Source organism: Microcoleus sp. LAD1_D3, assembly GCF_036702135.1.
In the GTDB taxonomy this organism is placed as follows: domain Bacteria; phylum Cyanobacteriota; class Cyanobacteriia; order Cyanobacteriales; family Microcoleaceae; genus Microcoleus.
On record NZ_JAUBSB010000004.1, the window covers coordinates 67996 to 89490 of the forward strand.

18 protein-coding genes, 1 tRNA gene and 1 pseudogene are annotated in these 21495 nt (G+C 46.4%); 10 read left to right on the forward strand and 10 right to left on the reverse strand.

All coding sequences use genetic code 11. The annotated features are described in order from the left end of the window. Nucleotides 1-99: 99 nt before the first annotated feature. The 7 genes from QUA74_RS03235 to QUA74_RS03265 form a co-directional block, all read right to left on the reverse strand. On the reverse strand, nt 100-639 hold the full coding sequence (locus tag QUA74_RS03235) for a redoxin domain-containing protein (RefSeq protein WP_333324893.1): 540 nt from the start codon (nt 637-639) through the stop codon (nt 100-102). A gap of 112 nt (nt 640-751) precedes the next feature. Beyond that, on the reverse strand, nt 752-1351 hold the full coding sequence (locus QUA74_RS03240; RefSeq protein WP_006631731.1) for a peroxiredoxin: 600 nt from the start codon (nt 1349-1351) through the stop codon (nt 752-754). Nucleotides 1352-1477: 126 nt separating this feature from the next. Then, nucleotides 1478-1550: transfer RNA gene (locus tag QUA74_RS03245), tRNA-Met, on the reverse strand. A gap of 138 nt (nt 1551-1688) precedes the next feature. Then, nucleotides 1689-4160, reverse strand: coding sequence for a peptidoglycan DD-metalloendopeptidase family protein (locus tag QUA74_RS03250; protein ID WP_333324895.1), 2472 nt, complete (start codon nt 4158-4160; stop codon nt 1689-1691). A gap of 583 nt (nt 4161-4743) precedes the next feature. Then, nucleotides 4744-5205 (reverse strand): tRNA (cytidine(34)-2'-O)-methyltransferase, encoded by a 462-nt coding sequence (locus tag QUA74_RS03255; RefSeq protein ID WP_333324897.1) that lies wholly within the window; start codon nt 5203-5205, stop codon nt 4744-4746. A 240-nt stretch (nt 5206-5445) separates the two neighbouring features. Continuing rightward, nucleotides 5446-6597: a glutamate--cysteine ligase gene (gshA, locus tag QUA74_RS03260; protein ID WP_333324899.1), complete on the reverse strand. Its 1152-nt coding sequence runs from the start codon at nt 6595-6597 to the stop codon at nt 5446-5448. Between the two features lie 9 nt (nt 6598-6606). After that, nucleotides 6607-6891 (reverse strand): hypothetical protein, encoded by a 285-nt coding sequence (locus QUA74_RS03265; protein WP_333324901.1) that lies wholly within the window; start codon nt 6889-6891, stop codon nt 6607-6609. Nucleotides 6892-7016: 125 nt separating this feature from the next. Between QUA74_RS03265 and QUA74_RS03270 the strand changes: the two genes are divergently transcribed. Then, the gene (locus tag QUA74_RS03270) at nt 7017-8060 is read left to right on the forward strand and encodes an AI-2E family transporter (protein WP_333324903.1); all 1044 of its coding nucleotides are present in this window, start codon (nt 7017-7019) and stop codon (nt 8058-8060) included. A gap of 171 nt (nt 8061-8231) precedes the next feature. Here QUA74_RS03270 and QUA74_RS03275 read toward each other — a convergent pair whose 3' ends face one another. Continuing rightward, nucleotides 8232-9047 carry a cobyrinic acid a,c-diamide synthase gene (locus tag QUA74_RS03275; protein ID WP_333324905.1) on the reverse strand — a complete coding sequence of 272 codons (816 nt, stop codon included), beginning with the start codon at nt 9045-9047 and terminating at the stop codon, nt 8232-8234. 324 nt (nt 9048-9371) lie between these two features. On the opposite strand from QUA74_RS03275, the gene QUA74_RS03280 reads away from it, so the two are divergent. From QUA74_RS03280 to QUA74_RS03300, 5 genes and pseudogenes are all read left to right on the forward strand, one after another. After that, on the forward strand, nt 9372-9593 hold the full coding sequence (locus tag QUA74_RS03280; RefSeq protein WP_333324907.1) for a hypothetical protein: 222 nt from the start codon (nt 9372-9374) through the stop codon (nt 9591-9593). Further along, nucleotides 9581-9730: a Mo-dependent nitrogenase C-terminal domain-containing protein gene (locus QUA74_RS03285; RefSeq protein ID WP_333324909.1), complete on the forward strand. Its 150-nt coding sequence runs from the start codon at nt 9581-9583 to the stop codon at nt 9728-9730. The genes QUA74_RS03280 and QUA74_RS03285 overlap by 13 nt, the downstream gene beginning before the upstream one ends. A 191-nt stretch (nt 9731-9921) precedes the next feature. Then, entirely contained in the window at nt 9922-10785 is an 864-nt protein-coding gene (locus QUA74_RS03290; RefSeq protein WP_333324911.1) for an Npun_R2479 family HD domain-containing metalloprotein, read from the forward strand. Between the two features lie 506 nt (nt 10786-11291). Further along, nucleotides 11292-12190 (forward strand): annotated as a pseudogene (locus QUA74_RS03295) (Rpn family recombination-promoting nuclease/putative transposase). 292 nt (nt 12191-12482) lie between these two features. Next, entirely contained in the window at nt 12483-14408 is a 1926-nt protein-coding gene (locus QUA74_RS03300; protein WP_333324916.1) for an alpha-amylase family glycosyl hydrolase, read from the forward strand. A gap of 287 nt (nt 14409-14695) precedes the next feature. Here QUA74_RS03300 and QUA74_RS03305 read toward each other — a convergent pair whose 3' ends face one another. After that, entirely contained in the window at nt 14696-15748 is a 1053-nt protein-coding gene (locus QUA74_RS03305) for a glycosyltransferase family 4 protein (RefSeq protein ID WP_333324918.1), read from the reverse strand. 310 nt (nt 15749-16058) lie between these two features. Here QUA74_RS03305 and QUA74_RS03310 point away from each other — a divergent pair, with 310 nt between their 5' ends. The 4 genes from QUA74_RS03310 to QUA74_RS03325 all read left to right on the forward strand — a co-directional run bounded on the left by QUA74_RS03310 (nt 16059) and on the right by QUA74_RS03325 (nt 20287). Further along, complete coding sequence (locus QUA74_RS03310) at nt 16059-16943, forward strand: inositol monophosphatase family protein (protein ID WP_333324920.1); 885 nt, start codon at nt 16059-16061, stop codon at nt 16941-16943. Between the two features lie 160 nt (nt 16944-17103). After that, on the forward strand, nt 17104-17784 hold the full coding sequence (locus QUA74_RS03315; protein ID WP_172186312.1) for a Crp/Fnr family transcriptional regulator: 681 nt from the start codon (nt 17104-17106) through the stop codon (nt 17782-17784). Beyond that, nucleotides 17781-19706: a M61 family metallopeptidase gene (locus tag QUA74_RS03320; protein WP_333324922.1), complete on the forward strand. Its 1926-nt coding sequence runs from the start codon at nt 17781-17783 to the stop codon at nt 19704-19706. The genes QUA74_RS03315 and QUA74_RS03320 overlap by 4 nt, the downstream gene beginning before the upstream one ends. Before the next feature lie 107 nt (nt 19707-19813). Further along, entirely contained in the window at nt 19814-20287 is a 474-nt protein-coding gene (locus QUA74_RS03325) for a TerB family tellurite resistance protein (RefSeq protein WP_333324924.1), read from the forward strand. A gap of 481 nt (nt 20288-20768) precedes the next feature. Here QUA74_RS03325 and QUA74_RS03330 read toward each other — a convergent pair whose 3' ends face one another. Continuing rightward, nucleotides 20769-21299, reverse strand: a complete 531-nt coding sequence (locus QUA74_RS03330) for a peptidoglycan-binding protein (protein ID WP_333324925.1) — start codon at nt 21297-21299, stop codon at nt 20769-20771. Nucleotides 21300-21495 lie beyond the last annotated feature (196 nt).

Below are 21495 nucleotides of genomic sequence, written 5' to 3' on the forward strand. Positions count from 1 at the left end.
CGCAGCCAGTGTCAACCGGTGAAAAAATCCCGCTGATGGGCCTAAACCAGCGTACATCAGCGGTGAAAAACTCCCAATTAGGACACAGCAGCGGTTTCCTTACCGATCAACATATTGCAGCAAAGTGTCTACACTAGCATTGTGGTCTATGAAAGAAAACAAATGTTTGAAGAGGAGTTTTCCATCTGCACCCAAAACAAACTGAGCCGGCAAAGGAGCACCTAAAGCCTGACCGACTTGATAAGCCCGAAACACTTTACAGCCTGGATCAGAAAGCAGAGGCATTTTCAAGCCTAAATCTCTAACCACAATTTGGCTTTGACGATCGTCGGTACTGGCAACCATCAATAATTCTATATTGCGATCGGCAAATTTTTCCCAGTTTTCATTCAAAGCTTTAATGTGAGGAAAACAGAAAGGGCAATATTGCTTTTCAGTAAAAATCCGCGTAAAAGCCAGAATTACCGGCTTATCGCCCCGATAATTCGACAGCCGCACCAATTTGCCATTATTAATATCCGGCAATTCAAAATCTGGCGTCATCTGTCCCAGGTTCAGAACATTACTCGCCGGGACAGGCAATAAATTTTGGAAAAACCGCTCATTTAACAAGCCGCTAAAATTAGTAGAAGTCAGCATATTTCCTAATTTGGTAATTGCTAATTGCTAATTGGTAATTAAAAATCCGGTTAAATAAATGCCTCTGCGGGTAGGGACACGGCGCTGCCGTGTCCCTACAAATATAATGTGCTTAAACCGCAGCAAAGAATACCTTAGACTTGACTGGATCGGGAGTCATAGTCTTGTCACCGGGCTGCCAGCCGGCGGGACAAACTTCATCGGGGTGAGACTGCACGTGTTGGATAGCTTGCAGAGTACGGAGAGTTTCGTCCACGTTGCGGCCGAAGGCAAGATTGTTGATAGTAGAGTGTTGGATGATGCCTTCTTTGTCGATGATGAACAGACCTCTGAGGGCAACGCCTGCTTCTGGGTCGAGGACGTTGTAGTCTGAACTAATTGTTTTTTTGAGGTCAGCAACTAAGGGATAGTTGAGGTCGCCGACACCGCCTAATTTGCGGTCTGTTTGTATCCAAGCGAGGTGAGAGAATTCACTGTCAACGGATACGCCGAGGATTTCGGTATCGATTTTCTTGAAGTCCTCGAAGCGATCGCTAAATGCTGTAATCTCAGTCGGGCACACAAAGGTGAAGTCCAAGGGGTAGAAGAACAGGACTACATACTTTTTGCCTTTATAGTCGGACAGTTTAACTGTCTTGAATTCCTGATCCACTACGGCTGTTGCTGCGAAATCGGGTGCAGCTTGACCAACCCGGAGGCATTCACTGGTCATAGATTTTGTTTCCTTTTTTACGAACTGTTACAAATATATCATACTCATAACGACTACAAGTATCTTCTTGAGAAATCAAAAAAACACGCTCTCAAGATTGAGAGCGCGATTTTTTTGATTAAATAATGGCTCAGGCGGGATTTGAACCTGCGACCTTGGGCTTATGAGTCCCCTGCGCTAACCACTGCGCCACTGAGCCAAATCTACTTCACGATTTACTATCGTAGCACGGTAGGGCTAGCTATGTCTTCTTTTCAAGCAACACTATTTCTAATGACTGCCAGTAAAAGTTATGAGTTTTGGTAATCATTCAAAACCCATAACTTCCAACAAGTCGTTACCGAGAAGCGCTGGACGCATCGTCGGGCAGAACAGCCATTGGGTTGATAGCACCCTGTCCGGCGGGATGAATTTCAAAGTGCAAGTGTGGCCCGGTACTGAAGCCAGTGCTGCCCATTTCTGAAATTTGTTCCCCTTGAGCGACTCTCTGACCTTTTTGCACCAAAATTCGGCTGTTGTGGGCATAGACAGTCTCAGTGCCGTCAGGATGGGTAATTTCCACCAGATACCCGTAGCCGCCGTCGTTCCACTGAGCATAGGTAACCACCCCGTCTGATGCTGCCACAATTGGCGTGCCGATCGGCCCTGCAATATCAATTCCCTTGTGCATCCGTCCCCAACGCCAACCGTAGCCAGAAGTAAGAACGCCCTTAGACGGCCAAATAAACCCCTTAGCCGACTGTTGTTTGCCGTTAGGCAGATAAGTATCAGGGCTCGAAAGCGGAGGCAGTTCCGGAGAAACCATGCGTCCCAAAGACGGGTTGCTTAGGGGATCGTAACCGTCGGCTCCCAAAGGAGCAGTTGCTACCACAGGCTGTTGAGCAGAGGTCGGCGTCAGGTTGATCGGTTGTTGTTCCGCTGCGCGAGCGGGGTCTAACCGCTCTTGCTGCTGCTTCTGAACCTGCTCAGACCAGGCTCTCGATGGCGGTCTGCTGATTTCATTCTGCACCGCCTCAGTATAGTCGGGGGTGTAGAGATATGGATTGACACTTGGCATATCCTCAGACGGGTTGACCGAGGGCCCGTCAGTTGGAGCCAGGGACACCGCATTGGCGCCGATCGAATTGCGCGAGGCACGATATTCCTCTCGCAGCCTGACAACTTCTGCCCTCAAGCGTTCGGAATAAGGGTTGAGAGCTTCTGCGGTGGGGAGATACTCCGAATTCGACTCTGGTAAAGCGCTAGTTGGAGCGGCATTTGAACCCTGAGCGCTAGTATTTGGCACGAAGCTGATCGGCTGCGGGTATTCTCCCGTAGCGATGGCCGTAGCAGTTGCACTGGCTGGCCCAGGCAGGGCACTGGTGTCAACTGCACCTGTAAATGTTGGTTCGCCTTGAAGATCCAGCTTCCGTGGATCGCTAATGGTTTGGGAAACTTGAGTCAGCGGAATGCTGTTAATTTGGGGAACCATCGGCGCTGAAATATTGTTCAGACCTTCCAGGTTCTCCAGGGGAGAGACAACAGGTACTGTGGGCGCGGGCGCTGCAACGCCAGCACCGGCTATTTCCGAGGTAGACGAGCTGGGGTTCAAAGATGCCGGAACCGAACTCGCCGCCCAGACAGATGTAGAGTTGGAGGCAGAATAAGAGGCTGCCACCTGCACCCCTGGATTTTTAAACCCAACTTGGGGAATTTTCAGCCGTTGATTTACATTCAGCAAGTTGGGGTTGCCGAGCTTGTTGACGGAGATCAGATCTGTGGGCGATACGCCGTGACCTTTGGCGATCGCATCTAGCGTATCTCCCGGACGCACGCTGTAGAGAACCTCAGCCGGCGCGGCGGTACTTCCCGCAGGGGGGACTAGCACAGCCGAGGGCAAACTGGGTGTTGCCAAAGACTGTTCAATTGACTCGAATGCTCGATCGGGCGATGCTTCTTGACCGACCCCGGCATTGGGAATTACAGGTGTGGCATCGAGGTCAGGAATAGTTGTCTCAGTTGCATATCCGGGGGAGGTCAGCGTCGGTGCTGACTCGGGCAAAAATGCCGCAGGTGTAGATAAATTTGCTCCCCCCTCCGACCCGAACATAGTTCGACGCGATTCTGTGGTGCGGTTTTCCTGTTTTTTTAAACTGTCGATCGCCCCGTCTGCGTTCGGGATTTCGATCAAACTTTGTTCCGGTATCGTCGTGACCAGCGGGGTCCCTGCGGTTGATGGCAGCGCTGTCAGGGCTGCACTATCCAATGGCTCGGAGCCAGTCAGATTTAACTCTTGTTCGGGATTGACCGTCGCTGCGCGGTCTAGGGAAGCCGATGTGCTATAGCCGGCGTTCTGTTGTGGTGTGGCTTCCGTCGCCGTCGGAATTCTGAGCTGTTGGCCAACTTGGAGTAGGGTATCGGGTTTGATCTCGTTGGCAGTTGCTAGTGCCAACGGTTCAACTTCATAATCCCGAGAAAGCTCCCAAAGGCTTTGCCCCTCCTGCACCTTAACCGTCACCGGTTCAGAAGGTGAGCCGGGCTGTTCGGCCCTGGAACCGTCAACTTGTGCCGACGTAGCCGGCCCGTTGGCCGATACTGGCTGTACTTCAGCGGTGGATTCTGATGTCGGTGCGAGTTCAGACGCGCGAGCGCTGTCTCCATTTCTCGGTAGCAGGATGCCAGAAGCACCTACCGATATTGCCAGCCCGATCGTGGCGAGAGAGCGAACTCTGCCAGTGCTGAGCGTTGTCTGTTTGGACGGTTCCGCAGAACCGTCTCTGTCGATTTCACTAGCCTGAACAGGCTTAATTTGGGGATATGTTCGTTTCAAAAAAACGACCTCCTACTGAGAAGCGCTAACTGTCCTTGGAAACACTCAAGGGGATCGCATGACGCTGAATTTAAATCAACAAGCAAAAGTATTCTGATTGTTGACAGCTATCATGCTTAGGCCAGATTACCTTGCTTTTTAAATTTAGACAAGCTCAAACCGTCAGAAATTTTAAAATTCTCGGTCAAACCTGCTGCAATTAACCCCAAAAGCCTTACACCGTAATAGCTGGAACGAATACATAAAATATTCATTCCCGTAAGGCTCTGAACTCTTACCTATTATCCGACTGTATGCTAATTTCCGGACAGGCTACAACCGTATATTTACTAGATATAGTGTTCAGACCCAAGCTGGTGTTCGCTGACGCCCTAAATCGCTAATATTCTTTATTGTTTGTTGCTGAATCCTCTTGCGAGTAATTTGGTGTTGCTGATAACAATCTGTTTTTGAATGAATAAAATATATTAATGTCGGCTATCTAGATTTTCACCCCTTTGATACAAATTTCTTATATTAAATTGGATATTTTGCCACCTCCGGCAGCTATTAAATATCTATATATTTATGTGTTGATAATGATTTATCCCAGCTCCCCCAACTGTCGTTTAGCCTCAAATAAACCCACAGCGGCGCTGACTGAGAGGTTCAAACTCCTAACTCCAGGCTGGCTCATCGGAATAAAAACTGTGGCGTCGCAGGCATCCAAGACGAATTGGGGAATGCCTACAGTTTCCGAGCCAAACATCAGCCAGTCGCTGGACTGAAATTGAAATTCGGCGTAACTGCATCGCCCGCCAGTGCTGAATCCGATCGATCGCCCTCCTCGTTGCTGCCGACAGGCCCCAAAAGCCGCTAAGTCTTCGTGGCAGTGGAGATTGACATAGGGCCAGTAATCTAAGCCGGCTCGTTTCAGGTAGCGATCGCTAATTTCAAACCCCAGCGGGCCGACTAAATGCAGTTCCGTGCCTGTGGCAGCGCAAGTGCGGGCGATATTGCCAGTATTCGGGGGGATTTGCGGGTGAATCAAGACAAGTTGGGGCATGAAGCTAATTAAAAGCGAAAAACACAGCTATTGGGAAATTTATAAAACTACCCAAAGGTAGATATACCTTATAGCTTTTATTTATAACCTTTGTCGAGCTCCATTGATTAAATATTCTGATTTGTTTTTAGGCGTCGCTCTGCAACTTTTTTCATGGAGGTTCGGGCTATTTGTATTATTGGCTGAGTACGCATAGCCAGGGGGCTAGTGAAAGCCCCCGTTATAATAACGGCGGGTACTTCACGCAACTAACTGGGCACACAAGTTGTCTTCGAGCTCCCATTCCTGGTGAGCCATGCCATCAATTCCTTGGAGAATAATACTTCGGGTGTCCAAACCGCCCTCATGCAGCTTTAACCACTGCTGGGCGGTGTTGCCTTCCCGGAGAATTTTTTTGAGAGGTGAGAGAAAGCAGCTAAAGCCGCGTTTTTTGGCGAAAGGCCACACTTCGCGGTAAATTTCCTCAATCCAATCTCGTGCCAGAATAGTTCTGCCGTCTTGCCAGTGCGTGAGTTCGGCATCCAAACTTTGGCGAGATGCAGCAATTTCGTTGGCGTCTGTGAGGGCAACTAAGTCTTGGTTGCGGGTGGCCGCCGGTAAGGTGCTGAGTTCTAACGGGTCTAAGCTGGGGTCTTCCATCATCTGCCAAATGCGAGCTTCTAGTAAGGCAGTGATGGCCAACAAAGCCAGAGGATTGACTTCGAGGTCGCAAATTCTCAGTTCGAGGCGGTTGAGACAGTAGGGGCGACGATCGCCATTTGGGCGCACGGCAGACCACAAATGGCGGACATTTTGCATTGTGCCGAGTTCTAACTGTTCTTCAGTCCACTGAATGTAATGCTTGTGACTCTCAAACAGGGGGACGATGGCTGGAGTTTTGGGAAACAAACCCCACCGAGTGGAATGATAGCCCGTGGCTTCGCCATCGAGGAAGGGAGAAGAGGCGCTCAAGGCAAGGTAAAGCGGTGCTTCGACGCGGGCGAGGCGGATGGCGCGCATCAGCATTTCTGGTTGCGAGATGCCGATGTTGATGTGAATGCTGGCGGTGACGACTTTGGTGCCGTAGGTTTGCTCGATGTAGGTGTGGTAGGGGTTGTTGGGATCGGATCTGTAAAATTGATCGCTCCCCCCCAGAGACAGGGTACTTCCCGGCAGCAAGGTATAGTCGCCTAATTGTTTGAGATACTCGCGCAGCCGGACTCGCGGCTTGACTAAGGCGCACAGCAGGCGATCGTAGCTGCACAGCGGGGCGGTCGTGTACTCCACATTGCGGCTATCAGGCTCCCGCACAAATCCCTCTAGATGGGCGACTATGCGATCGGAGAGACCGACAACCTCACCTTCGGGCGTGCCGGTATACATTTCTACTTCAAAGCCTTTTGATAGCAGCACGTTTGTTCCTCAGCTAAGTTGAGTGCTAGTTTCAAGTATCCCAAAAATTGACCTGTTCATACTATCTTCCATGAGGCAGAGTTGAAATTTTTCGCGCCTGGCACTGAAACCCGGTTTTTCGGTGCCGGGAAGTTTGAGCGTTTGGGTGTTAGTTGCGATCGGACTGGCACGACAAATACTACCATCGCAAAGAGTTTCCGAGGCGGTTTTAGAGTCAAAAAGGCTGTTTGTTCGATCGCGGGCGTGTTTCATTCGGCATTCGTGACGATCGAACTTATGGTGAATAGAACCCACTCCTGCCTCAGTTCGGCATCTGTTTTCAGCCTAGAGGGGGATAGCCGCAGATATATCTTGGGTGCGATCCTAAAAGAGGGCTCTGCAATATTTTTGAGCTATAATATTAACCCCTAAAAATCCCTGTGAAAGATCAAGACAGAACTCCTCCCAATTTTTGGAATATGCTAAGCAATTTAGCCTTAGTCAGGTTTTTGCTTTTATTTGCTTCAGGTTGGGCTGGACTGCAACTTTTAGCTTACTTTGAAACTGCCGTTGCGGTTTTCACGATTGCTGCACTCGTGGCTTTTTTGCTCAACTATCCGGTGCGAACTCTCCAGAGATTTTTACCGCGAAGTTTAGCTGTCGCCTTCGTTGTCTTGCTCACCCTTTTAGTTTTTGGCGGTCTCACCGTCACCGTAGGCGTCACTCTTTTATCTCAAGGACAGCAATTAATTGACAGCATGACTGAATTTGTGAATGCTCTGGCGCCTCTGTCCGAGCGCCTCGAAACATTCCTGCGGGCGAGAAACCTGCAAGTTAACCTCCGAGTTATTGAGGAACAACTGCGAAATCAAGCTTTAGCTGGAGTTGTTTCGAGTATTGCTTTTTTACAAGTATTTTTAACTAATTTATTAAATTTAATATTAATTATGGTGGTGGCTTCTTTCATGTTAATTGATGGAGAGAGGCTGTGGCTGTTGGTTCTTAAATTTATACCCCGACACCTGCACAGGCGTTTAAGTTTAACAATAGAGCGAAACTTTTTAGGATTTTTTCAGGCACAAATTTTGTTAATGTTATTTTTGACAACAGCAAGCTTTGGAATTTTTCTCCTATTAAATGTGAGATTTCCTTTAATTTTAGCATTTATTATCGGATTGTTTGATTTAGTTCCAGGGATCGGAGCGACGCTGGGAATTAGCTTAGTTTGTTTTATTGTATTGTCTCAAAATGTGTGGCTATCCTTAAAAGTATTGGCAGCTTGCATTGTTTTGCAGCAAATTCAAGACAACTTTATTCATCCGAGACTCATGCAGAATTCGCTTAACCTCAATCCGGTAGTGGTATTTTTTGCACTGTTAGTAGGTGCGAGAGCCGCAGGACTTTTAGGCATATTTCTGGCTATTCCGCTAGCGGGAGTGATAGTTAGCTGGTTTGAAATTGAAGAAATGCAAGGGGAAGGTTAATTGATACAACCCTCCTATTTGACATCAAATCCGGCTTAAAAAACAGGTTTTAAGCTGCCGACTAAAAACCGCATGCCTTGAAAAAATTTCCTTTGCGTAACGCGACACTAAAAGTAAAGAGGAAAAAGCAAGGTAGGGTGCATCAATCCCTGGGCACTTTACTGCGTAAAGTCAATGAATAAATTGCAAGTCAGTAGGAAATCTTTCTTCTTCTGGTTCCGGATCGTAAATGTAATCGCAGTCAAAGCGCAAAGCTTGAGAGTGGCGGCTGATGGAAAATCCGCAGTGACTCACCATCTCTGTAGTAAAACTGGCCATGACTAACTCAATGAGTTTTCTATAAGAAATGTTAGGCTGTTGAACGTAGTAGGTGCGTCTTGCAAAAAATATTCTCTCATCTTTCGGTACAATTATGCCATTAATTCGGTGTGCGTGTTGAATCGGCTTGATATAGGTTTCAATAAACTGCGACTGATTTTTTTGCAGTCTCGCTAATCTTTCGTGTTGCAACCAGCTCATTTGAAACACAATTTTAATAAATTCAAAGCCCAAAATGTAGTTAAAAACATTATTGCGTTCTTCTGTACTCAAGACGAAGCGGAGTGCAGATTCTAAATATTGGTCAGTTTCTCGGCGCGATTGTTGAGCTGAGTGGATATAAAATTGTTTGATGTAGCTTCTTAAATCTGATTCGTTTAATTGTTTTTTGACTCGGAATCTGATTAAATACTCTTTGACTCGGTGTAGAGTATCTACATCTTCAAACATTTTTGAGACTAAACCGTCGGCTGTATAGTCATCTAAAAATTCTGCTTGCAAGTCAGGAGTAGAGGCGCACAATATGTAGCAGAGGGACAAGACATAGCGTCGCTGGTTCCAAGGCAAGCTTTGGGCCCAATCTTTAACTTCTACAGGGAGTTTTTGGAGCACGGTATCTGTGTGGGGGAGTTGAGCAAGGTCGGCATATTTATGTTTTTGTTTAATCATTGCCTGAAACCTTATATTAGTAAGTATACAGAGTAGTAGATCGCAGATGATGGGAGGGGGAAACTGCGACGGAGGGTTGCAAGTTATTCTGTCTTATTTTCTTGCCATCTATCTAAATATACATTCTGTAGGGAACAGCGGGGGTGATCTGTCTCACAGTTTTGCGAATTTTAAATCACAAATGCTAGCTCTTTGCATCACATTTGGGGGCGGCGAGTGTCACGCATAAAACTTATTCACGTCACCGGAGCAACAGCGGGTTTCGTTGAGGATTAAGTCCGGTGATTCATCAGTTTTTGTTAGTAATAATTACTGAACTCAATCATGAACTTGACTACAAGTATTTTCTCGGAAAATCAATGCCAAGACTTAACTTTTCGCGATCGCCTCGTGCAACCAGTGCGACAGTGGCTCGATAGCATAGCAGTGGCAGAGCCGCCAGTAACTAAGTGGTGTGCCAACTTATACTCGCACGGTGTTCTTGAGAGAGAGATATTCAGTTATTGGGACACCATCTTTTCAACATACCGCCTATGTGCAAGCTAAATCCTGTGTCTGAAGAATTAGTGGGGTTGCGTTTTCGGTCCCTCTCCTTTTTGGTTGACGTATGCGGGGAAGATGTAACGCCGTACAGCAGATTGAGGGGTGTCATACCTCGATCGCCTATTGATCTCAATTATTGATGGGGTATGTCGCTCTGGTAGTTGGGAGAGCCATAATTTAAGCCATAATTGTTGATAATATCAATGGATGCGTCTCGATAGGAGTGGGTATCCATCGTGGCACTTAAGCCAAAAATAACATTAAACGGTAGCACCAAAAACAATAACTATAAAAATAATTTAATGATCTACGTGGGCTCAGGGAAGTGAATATGTTTAATGCAACTGAACTGCTGATTAATGCTTTTGTAAATCGGCTGATTGAAGGCTACCGCCACACCTACGGCGGGTTCAAATCTGACTATGCTGAGATTATTGCTTGGGTAGCGAGTATGGCTTTGGAAAATATTGCTAATAGCGATGCTCTTTACCACAATGTGGAACACACTATTTTAGTGACATTGGTGGGACAGGAGATTCTGCGCGGCAAGCACATCCGCGAGGGTGGTGTTTTATGTGAACATTGGCTCCATTTCCACATTGCTTTGCTGTGTCACGATATCGGGTATGTGAAGGGGGTTTGTCGGCAAGATAGAACTGATTTGAGACTGTATGCAACCGGGATAGAGGATTTGCAAGTGAAGCTACCTTCGGGGGCGACGGATGCGAGTTTGATGCCTTATCATGTCGATCGGGCAAAAATGTTTATTGACGAGCGTTTTGGCAGTCACAAACTGATTGATGCTGAGCTGGTAAAGCGTAATATTGAGCTGACTCGTTTCCCAATTCCTGCAAATGAAGATTATCAAGATACTGTAAATTATCCGGGTTTAGTTCGGGCTGCTGATTTAATTGGTCAGTTGAGTGATCCGCGATATTTGCAAAAGATAGCGGCACTGTTTTATGAGTTTGAGGAGACTGGGCAAAATCTGGTTTTGGGCTATCAGAATCCGGGGGAGTTGCGGGATGGTTATCCGAAGTTTTATTGGAATGTGGTTTATCGGTATGTGAAGGATGCGATCGGCTATTTGGAACTGACGCAGCAGGGGAAACAAGTTGTTGCTAATTTGAGCGCGAATGTTTTTCGGGTGGAGCATTCTCAGGTTCCAGAGTCTGCGGTGGCTGTAGTTAGCTAGGGTTGGGTTGAGCTGGGGCGCTATTGTTACTGATGTGAGGAAAAGGGCGATCCTTCCATTGTCAACTAATAGTTTGTCAATGGCAGCGAGGATTTTTCTGGGCACTGCCCACCCTACGGAATCCTTCTGCAACATAGACATGACTTACTTACGCAAAGATTCCTCTTGACAGAATAGAAGTAGTCTGTAGGGTAGGGAGTGTTGATGTCAACCTCTGAGATCATAATAGGATTTGTCACAAAGCCCACCCTTGGCAATTCTTGATAAGGACATCCCAAAAATTATTGGTTTACTAGCATAAACTCAGTGGTAGTGCTGCGGAGTTAGGGTATCAGTTATAATTTTAATTAGTCAATACATCTTAATGTTCAGCTTATGAATTGTCGGTTGGGCGATCGGAATATTGTAAAAAACGGCTATACCCACAGCAGTAAGCAAATCTTTAAATGTTTTGGCATAGCCAGATAGATTGAGTCGTTAAAGCGCTAAAAGAGTGAAGACTAACCATGACATTCATCAACCCCAAAACCGACTTTGCCTTCAAAAAATATTCGGCTCCAACGAAAGCAAACCAATCTTAATCAGCTTTCTCAACGCCATGATTTATGATGGCAATCCCACCATCGCCGACCTAGAAATTATCGACCCGTATTTAGCATCAAGAGTGCCGTATCTCAAAGACTCTTACCTGGATGTCAAAGTCCGGCTTGCAGAAGGCGCAACTGTAATTATCGAGATGCAAGTTTTAAATGTAGCATCTTTTGCGAAACGGGTAGTTTACAACGCTGCGAAAACTTATTCAACTCAACTGATTCGCGGTCAAGGTTACTTTAAGTTAAAATCTGTAATTGCTTTGAGAATTACAGATTTTGAAATGTTTGACAATGACCAAGAAGTAATTTCTCACTTTGTGTTCAAGGAGAAAAAGCGTTTATTTGATTATGTAGATCCAGAGATTGAACTGACATTTATCGAATTGCCAAAATTCAATAAACAATTGGATGAGTTAGAAACTTTGACTGACAAGTGGATTTATTTTATGAAAAATGCTCCCAGCTTGGAAATAGTGCCTTCAATAATGGAAAAAGTATCGGAAATACAGCAAGCTTTTGCGATTGGCAATGAAACTAATTTGAATCCAGAGGAGTTGGCAGATTTAGAAGAACGCGAAATGTTTATTCTCGATCAGCAGGGTGTCTTGCTCAAGGGAATTGAAAAAGGAATCGCACAAGGCAGAGAACAAGGCATCGCAGAAGGGCGAGAAGAAGGGCGAGAAGAAGGACTAGCGTTAGGAATGAGAGAAAAAGCTCTAGAAATTGCTAGGCAACTTCTCAATATCCTTGACAATCAAACAATTAGTCAAACTACTGGTTTGAGCGTTGAAGATATCCAAAACTTGCGGTAGGAATGAAAGGAAGGGAAAAAGTGCGATCGCACAATTAGTACACCTTTTCTCATTACCAGGCTAAGCCTGGTAGCGCAGGTTTTTGAGCCTCTGCCTCTTTGATTGAGAATTACGCTCCATATTAACTCTCATGCACCTAAGGCTCAAGGATGAGTCTGCCCTCTCTCTAAAGGAAGATTTCATTAAACCAGTAAATTCCGTATGATCCTGTAAAAGTCAGTTAGAGAGGAAAGCTATCTCCGACTCTAGCTCCGAATAACTGACCAATCTTACAATATAAAAAATACATCTCATGACACCAGTCACTCCAAATCAAACTTCCTCTCAATACGAAGTTAGCGAACAAGAAGAAAAAATTGAGTCTCTGGTACAAGAAGTTAAGCCAGAAAGCGAACTAGATTTAGAATTCCTTTACACCAGAGACATTGAATTCCGACAAGAAACAATTTATTTCCTTGTAGTCGATCGCTTTTACGACGGCGACCCCACAAATAACGAAGGCCCAAACCCAGAACTTTACGATCCCGAAGGCAAAGATTGGGGCAGATATTGGGGCGGTGACTTGCAGGGAGTTATCGACAAACTCGACTACTTAAAAGATATGGGTATTACCGCAGTTTGGCTGACGCCACTGTTCGAGCAAGTAGAAGCATTATTTGTCGAACAAGCAGCGATTCACGGCTACTGGACTAAAGATTTCAAGCGACTAAACCCACGCTATATTGCCAAAGGCGACAATCCTTCTATCAACCAAACACAAGAAACTAAAGATACCGTATTTGACAAATTAGTAGACGAGTTGCACCAGCGAAACATGAAACTCGTGCTCGATATTGTCTGCAATCACAGCAACCCTGATTTTAGTGGAAAAAAAGGGGAACTCTACGACGACGGTGTAAAAATAGCTGACTTTAACGACGATGAAGATCACTGGTATCACCACTACGGCGAAGTCACCAACTGGGAAGATGAATGGCAAGTCCAAAATTGCGAACTGTCTGGTTTAGCAACCTTCAACGAAAATAATACTCAATACCGCCGTTACATTAAATCCGCCATTAAACAGTGGCTGGACAGAGGCGTTGATGCTTTGCGCGTTGATACAGTCAAGCATATGCCTATTTGGTTTTGGCAGGAATTTAATGCTGACATTTTAACACACAGACCTGATGTTTTCATTTTTGGCGAATGGATTTACAGCGACCCTAGAAACGATCGTTCCGTGGAATTTGTTAACGAGTCGGGGATGACTATTTTAGATTTTGGTCTGTGCGTGGCAATTCGAGACGTATTGGGAAAGGGTGCGGGCGCGGGATTTAAGTTAGTCCAAGATGTGCTGAATTTGGATCACCGCTACTACGGGGCGACGGAGTTGATTACTTTTATTGACAACCACGATATGCCGAGGTTTCAGTCGTTGAATCCCGATCCACAAATGCTGCAGTTGGCGATTGGTTTAATTATGACAACTCGCGGCATTCCCTGCATTTATTACGGCACCGAACAGTATCTGCACGATGATACAGATGGGGGAAATGACCCCTACAACCGCCCGATGATGGAAAAGTGGGATACTGATTCGCCAATTTACCGAGATGTGCGGTTGCTGTCGGGATTGCGGCGGCTGAATCCAGCTATTTCGATGGGGAGTCAGTGGCAAAAATATCTAACTGCTGATGTTTATTGTTATGTGCGCCGCTATCGCGATTCCGTGGTGTTTGTAGCCATGAATCGTGGCAATTTTGTTACAATTAAAGAGGTTGATACTGAGCTGCCTGATGGAGAGCATACGGAGGTTTTATCGCGCCGTAAGTTTGAAGTTAAAGATGGAATGCTGTACAACTTAGAGTTGGGTTCGCGGGAAGTAATGATTTTTAGCCGCGTCGGAGAGCGAGTTAAGGCGAAAACTATTGTGCGGGCGCAGCTTAACAGCGTTAGAACTCAGCCTGGGGAAAAAATTGTGGTGATTGGAGATTGTCCTGAATTAGGGAATTGGGATATTAGTAAGGGTTACCCGTTGGAGTATATCAATACTAATACTTGGTTTGGGGAAATTCCTTTTAATGAAAGTGCGGGGAAGTTGATTTCTTATAAGTATGCGCTGCTACGGGAAGGACAGTCGCCACTGCGAGAAAATCTGGTTTGTCGCCGCTGGGTTTTAGTTTCGGAAGGAACTGTGAAATGGCGGGATAAGTGGGCGAGTGGACGGGAGTCTTAAGAGTTTTAATTTGTGAGTTTTGAGGGCAGCCGTTTTAGGCACATAAACCGGGTTTGATGAACGAAAATACTTCCTTAAGGCTTTCGATTATCTTTTTAAAACCCGGTTGATTTAGTATGTACGTAACTGGTGTGAAATTTAATTAGTAACTGCAACTCATAATTCATTACTTTTTAAATATGACTTAGATAATAAATAGTTTGGCTTTTTATCTATAGCAGTAAGGCGTGCATTGTCCATCCTCCGAGCGTGAGTTATGGTGCGCCTCGGCGCACCCTACAGTTTTATTAAAGCGATCGCAACTTCTGGGCTAAAACATCGACATAACGTTCGCTGCTGTGCTGGTTCACAACCATTTCGTAGCCCCGCTGCGCTTGAGATTCAGCTTCTTGAGGATTTTTTAGCAAATGGACGATCGCCTCGCGCAAACCTGCTGCATCTCCCACATCTACCACTTTGGCAATATCCGGGGCCGCTAAATAATCGACCATACCTTGAGTCCGAGTCATGACGACCGGCCGCTTGCAGGCCATTGCTTCCAGTAAAGCCTGCACTCCAGCAGCATATTTATTGTCCACCAAACAAACTGCAATTACGTCTGCATCGCAGTAAAGCTGCAGTAAATCTGGCCATTCGTAGAATTTGCGCGACATATTTTCTGGCATAGTATCGGGGAAAGCTTTCGATAAAGCCTTGGCATCTTTAGAAAAACCGCTAATTTTTACGTCAACATCTAAGTCAGCAGTTGCTGCTGCTAAGAGTCGGTAGTCGCGCTTTTCTAATCCCACGCTAACAACTGTTTGCCGCTTTTTCTCGGCAGAAACGGGGCCCGGTGTAAAAAACTGAGTATCTGTCTGGTCTAGAAGCACTAAAATGCGGGATTCAGGTATAGCTAAATAACTACGGAGGAAGTCAGCTTGAGGGGTGGCGCAGGCCATGAACACATCAATTTTGTCAGCCAAACCAAATAGTTTCAGCGCGAGGCGGCCGCGCGGCCGATCGACATTGTGGAAATGTACAACAATTTTCGGGCGATTGGGCAATTGGCCACACATCGCCGCTACTGGAACGCCAATGTCACCGCCGTTACAAAATATCACGTCGTCGCTACTGACTTGCTTGGACAATTTGCGCGCGGCGGCCCAATGTTCGGGTTTAGAAGAAATTTTCGATAGCAGCTTGTCGCTCAACGATATCGCTTCGCCATCTGGGGCATGAACGGTGGCATTTAAGCGGTCTCTGAGGGCTCGCAGGACGTGGCGAGGGCATTTGCCGAGTTGTGCATCGCGGTCAATTCCATCTAGGTCTATTTTGCGACCTAATGCCAAATGGTATTTCAAACTATTCTCCTTAGAATTCTGCAGGTGCTGCCACAAATTATCTAACCTCAGAAGATTTTATCCTCTACTGTTGAACGTGCTGGTTTGATCGAGAAATTTTAGATTTTAGATTTTAGATTTTACTCTACAGATGAATCTGGGGGGTTCTCCCTCATGTCTAATTTTTTTTGAGTTCCACCAATCCTGTCTGGGGCTTGTATAGCAACGGCCCTCATGGTTAGGAAACCGGGTTTATGGACACCCGGCCGCAAATCCTCTACGAATCAAAAACAGTGACACCCGCCGATCGATTCCAAGGACTTAAGCTTTTATGCTGAAGTTAGCTAAAGCATTTATGTTTAACCTCATGTATATTTCTCTAGAGCAAGACCAAAAAATTCGCTACACCCTGCGCGAGTGCGGTCAAGAAGCTTACAAGCTAGCAGCCGAACCTTTTGAAGTTTCCGAGAAAGGGCCCAACGACTACGTGACGAGTATCGATCAATACCTAGACCGACAACTATCGGCAGCATTTAGCGCTTTGTTTCCTGAAGATGGCAGGATCACGGAGGAAAACAGCGCCTCCAGAGCAGCTTACGGGGCTAATTACCAGCGCCTCTGGTGCATCGATCCCCTCGATGGGACTGAAGAATTTATTCGGGGAAAACTCCACTACGCTTCGATGGTGGGGCTGCTGCTTGAGGACGAACCAGTGGCCGGTTGGATCTACGCCCCGGCTTTTGACCAAATGTATTTTGGCGGCAAAGATTGGGGATTGTTCCAAAGTGTGGGAACCCAAGCGGCGCAGCCGATCGCCCTGTGCAAACCCCCGGCCCCGACAGCGGAAAATTGTAAAATTATTCTCGGAGATAAAGACCAGAAAAACTACGCCCGGGCGATCGCCCAAAGCATCCCCGGAGCCGAATTTTACTCGCTGGGCAGCTTTGGCTTAAAAGTGATGGAAGTTATCTTCGGTAGAGCCGGTTTGTACCTGTATCTCAACGGCAGAGTTAAAGTGTGGGATACCGCCGGCCCTCTGGCTCTAGCAAAAGCAGCGGGATTGGTTTGTTGCGACTTGCAAGGTCAACCGCTGAGGTGGACTAAAGATGTGATCGAGCCGGAGACTCTGGCCCACACGCAGTCAATCGCGATCGGCTGGCCGGAATACATAGAACCTCTGTTGGGTAAAGTTCAACAGGCAGTGGCAGGCTTGTAAAGCCGTTTAAGATTAAAGAATCTGCCAATTTTAAGTGAAGCGCACCTCTGCACCCTTATCATCAATTAAAGGAGCAACGGATTGTTTGTGTTCCCAAACATCGATCGTTCCCTAGCTGTTGGGTGTCGCCTAATCATATTTCCCACCTCCGCGAGTTTGCATGAAGACAGAAGCTTTCAGTGAGCTATTCCCTCTATTTAAGGGTGCTAACCCAGAAACCTTGGGAGGGCTGCTATCAAATGCCGTCAAGCATGAGTATCCCCCGGGCCGAGCTGTGGTGATGGAGGATTCTTGGGGCAACGCGATTTACTTTGTCGTGTCTGGCTGGGTAAAAGTCCGGCGCTTGTCAGACGATCGAGCTGTATCAATGGCTATTTTAGGACGGGGTGCCTTCTTCGGTGAAATGGCCATTCTGGACGAATCTCCCCGATCAAATGACGTACTTGCTCTATCCCCCGTGCGACTTCTCAGCGTCACAGCTCAACGATTTATCCAAACCCTGTTTAAAGACCCGCAATTGCACCACCGGATGCTGCAACTGATGGTGCGGCGGCTCCGCCAAACCAATCTCCGCTATCAACTCCGCAACCGCCAGCCAGCGGTTAAACTAGCAAATACTTTAGTCGAGCTGGCAGAAAACTACGGTCAGAAAACTGCTGAGGGCAAAGATATCTTCAATATTCCTTATGAAGACTTAGCTGATGTCACAGATATCACCCTAGATGAAACCAGCAAAATTATGGAAAAACTCGATAGTAAAGGTTGGATCAAAATAGATCCAGACCGCCAAACTATCCATTTGATCAACCTCAAGCACTTGATTAATTTGGCAAGTCAATGACTGATCTTACTTGTTTGGATACTTCGTCCGCGGCCGGCAACAGTGAGGAGCAACTAACAGCACCGACAATTCAATATTCGGTGGCGATGCCCAATCCTGCATCCCACCTCTTTGAAGTGACTTTGCGCGTGCAAGGTTGGTCGGAGTCTGTTCTCGATTTAAAAATGCCTGTCTGGACTCCCGGTTCTTACTTGGTTCGAGAGTACGCCCGCCACCTGCAAGATTTTAGCTCCCAGGCGGGCGATTCCCTACGGGATAGCTACGCCGCGCGTGCTTTACCTTGGCGCAAGCTCAGCAAAAATCACTGGCAAATCGAGACCAATTCGGTGTCAGATATCACGGTTCGCTATCGCATTTTTGCCAACGAACTGACAGTGCGAACCAATCATTTAGACTCGACTCACGGTTATTTTAATCCAGCGGCTCTGTGCTTTTTCTTGCCAGGTTTTGAGCGCAACTGCTACACCGTGACAGTTGTGCCGCCGCAGCCGGAATGGCGCACAGTTACTGCTTTGCCACCTGTTTCCGGGCAAAATCTTACTTTTGCTGCTGCGGATTTTGACACTCTCGTAGACAGTCCTTTTGAGATTGGCTATCACGAAGTGTACGAGTTTGAAGTGATGGGAAAACCCCACCAGCTAGTTGTTTGGGGAAAAGGCAATTTAGAACCCGATCGGGCGATTCAAGACATCCAAAAAGTCATTGAGGTTGAAGCCAAAATGTTCGGCGGTTTGCCTTACGAACGCTATGTGTTTTTCCTGCATTTGTCGAGCTCTGGTTTTGGCGGTTTGGAACACAAGGAGAGTTGCACTCTCAACTATCCGCGTTTTAATTTTCGGGCTAAAGACAAGTACGAACGCTTTATTCAGTTGGTGGCTCACGAGTTTTTTCACCTCTGGAATGTCAAGCGGATTCGACCGAAAGCTCTCGAAGTATTTGACTACGAAAAAGAGAACTACACTCCTTCTTTATGGTTCTCTGAAGGCACGACCAGTTATTACGATTTGGTGATTCCTTTTCGAGCTGGTATCTACAGCGTGAAAGGTTATTTCCAAAATTTGGCTAAGGAAATCACTCGCTTGCAGACGACTCCGGGGCGGAACGTGCAGCCTGTCAGTGAGTCGAGCTGGGATGCTTGGATTAAACTTTATCGCAGGGATGCTAACAGCGACAACTCCCAGGTTTCCTATTATTTGAAAGGGGAAGTTGTTTCGTTTTTGCTCGATTTGTTGATTCGAGCCAGACACGGCAACGAGCGATCACTCGACGATGTGATGCGTTTGATGTGGCAGAAGTTTGGCAAGGCTAATTCCAGTAAAAACGACGATTTTGAACTGAAGCCGGAAACAGAGGGCAAGCCGGCGCATTTGACATCAAACGGAGAGTTAAATTCTCCTTCGCGGCCCGCAGAAATAGGCTTTACTCCGGAAGAGTTGCAAAGTGCGATCGAGTCAGTCGCCGGCCTCGATTTGAGCGACTTTTTCGCGCGCTATATAGACGGCACAGAAGAGTTGCCTTACAACAAGTATCTGGAACCTTTTGGGCTGCAAATTTGGGTAGATGAAAGTGACCAAACGCCTCGCATCGGTTGGACGTTGGGAGCCGAAAACGGGCGGGAAATGGTTAAATTTGTCGCAATAGGCTCTCCGGCACAATTAGCAGGAATTGACGCTGGGGACGAGTTGCTGGCGATCGAAGGTTTTCGGGTAAATTCAGAACAAGCGGGTGAGAGGCTTAAAGATTATCAGCCGGGGGACACAATAGAGGTGACGGTTTTTCACCAAGACGAACTGCGGACTTGTCGTGTTACTCTCGCGCCGCCGGGACCGACCCGTTACTCGATCGTGCCGGTGGAAAAGCCCACGGCTATTCAGAAACAAAACTTTACTGGATGGCTGGGAGTTCCTCTATCGAAATTGTGACATAAATGAAGGGGAAGGGGAAAGAAAAGACAAGAAGGAATCAGGCCCAATTCCCAATTCCCAATTCCCAATTCCCAACTCCCAATTACCAATTACCAATTTTAATTATGCAAACCCCACCTCCTCCATCAATTACGCCCCGCCAGATGAATCTGCTGAGAATTGTTGCTTCTATGGCGTGGGCTGACGGCGAACTCGCGACAGAAGAAGTTAATTTAATGCTCGATCGCTTTTGCGGTTTGTTTGCCCCAGATACTGACGCACAACAAATGCAACAAGAACTGCGGGATTATATCATGCAAAATATCCCCCTTGATGAGTTGATCGGTCAACTAGAAACTCAAGATGAAAGGGAATTAGTCTTGCAACTCGGCTATGAAGTGATTTCATCTAGTTCTCGCACTCCCGATGAACCAAAAATTAACGCAGAAGAAGCCGCAGCTTATCAAAAATTAGTGCAGTTGCTCAATCTTCCAGAGGATGCGGTCAAGCGTATTGAAGCTGAAGCATCGGCGACAGATACTTCGGAGGGAATTGTAGAGAAGATGGCTCACAAATTAGAAAAGTTCATCAAAGGTTAATTTAGGACTTGTGCGCGCTTGGCTTAGAAACCCGGTTTCTTCCTAGATTTCTCGTTAATAAACCTGGAATTTTTCCTAGAAACCGGGAATAAGCCTCCCATCGGTAATTCTTGTTACCTAAGTATCTGAATAATAATTTTCTGAGTGCAACTCTTTACAACTAAAGCTGAATGGAAATAAACCGGATTGTGACTCCCAATTTCCTAAGATAGAGTAACAAATAACCACGGAAAAGTCTAGAATATTTTTCATCGCCGAGAACGGTAACATAATTTGCGATCGCCCTTCCCGCGCGCTGCCTTACCCTTAACGATAATTAGGGACTTAGGCAAAGCCTAAATCCCTAATTGAGCTAACGATTTTTTGCCATCACTGAAAGTGATATCGTTTCCGGTTGCATCAGAATAAAATCGAGTCAACAGTCAACCGTCAACAATCATTTCGCTCGTACAACCAGAATTGATATGAATCCAACCCGTCATTAGTGCGGTAACTTGCTGAGGGCGTGCCAAGTTCTATAGCCGACAATTCCATCTTGCGGTAAAGCCTTGCTAATTTGCAATTGTCGCACTGCTACATCTGTCATCGGCCCGAACAATCCGTCAATGGAGCCGAAATAGTATCCATTGATTTTCAAGACATTCTGAACAATTTTAACAGCATTACCAGAACTGCCCTTCATGACTACCGGCATATTCACAGGTGCACCAGAGTATAGTGCTTGCCAAGTGAGAGGGCCGACAATCCCATCTTCTTGTAAAAAGACGCGGTGTTGATAGCCTTTGACCGCGTTTTGAACTTGGACGCCGAAAATACCGTCAATCAGCCCGGAATAATATGCCCAATGATATAGAAGCTGTTGTAGTTCCTTGACAGCTTGACCTGTTGAACCCCTTTGCAAAGTCGGTTTGTTTATTCCAGTGGTTTCAGCAAATGCAAGAGTTGATTGAGCAGTAGTATCGGCGACGAGAGCCATAGTTTCATTGTTCAAGCTTCTTTCTTCGGTGTACATAATGTGGTTCCTCTCAACATTTAAGTTTTGGTGTTTGATATTTCAGGTATAACTGGTGGGATTTATGGATGCACAGTCACTTTTTGGAGTGTCACTCATTTGAGTGTCACTCGTTTGAGTTACCCGTTGGTTTGTCGTAAGGAATGCAACTTGTAATATTTTTATGAGGACTTCCGTTGTCAATACAAACCAAGGG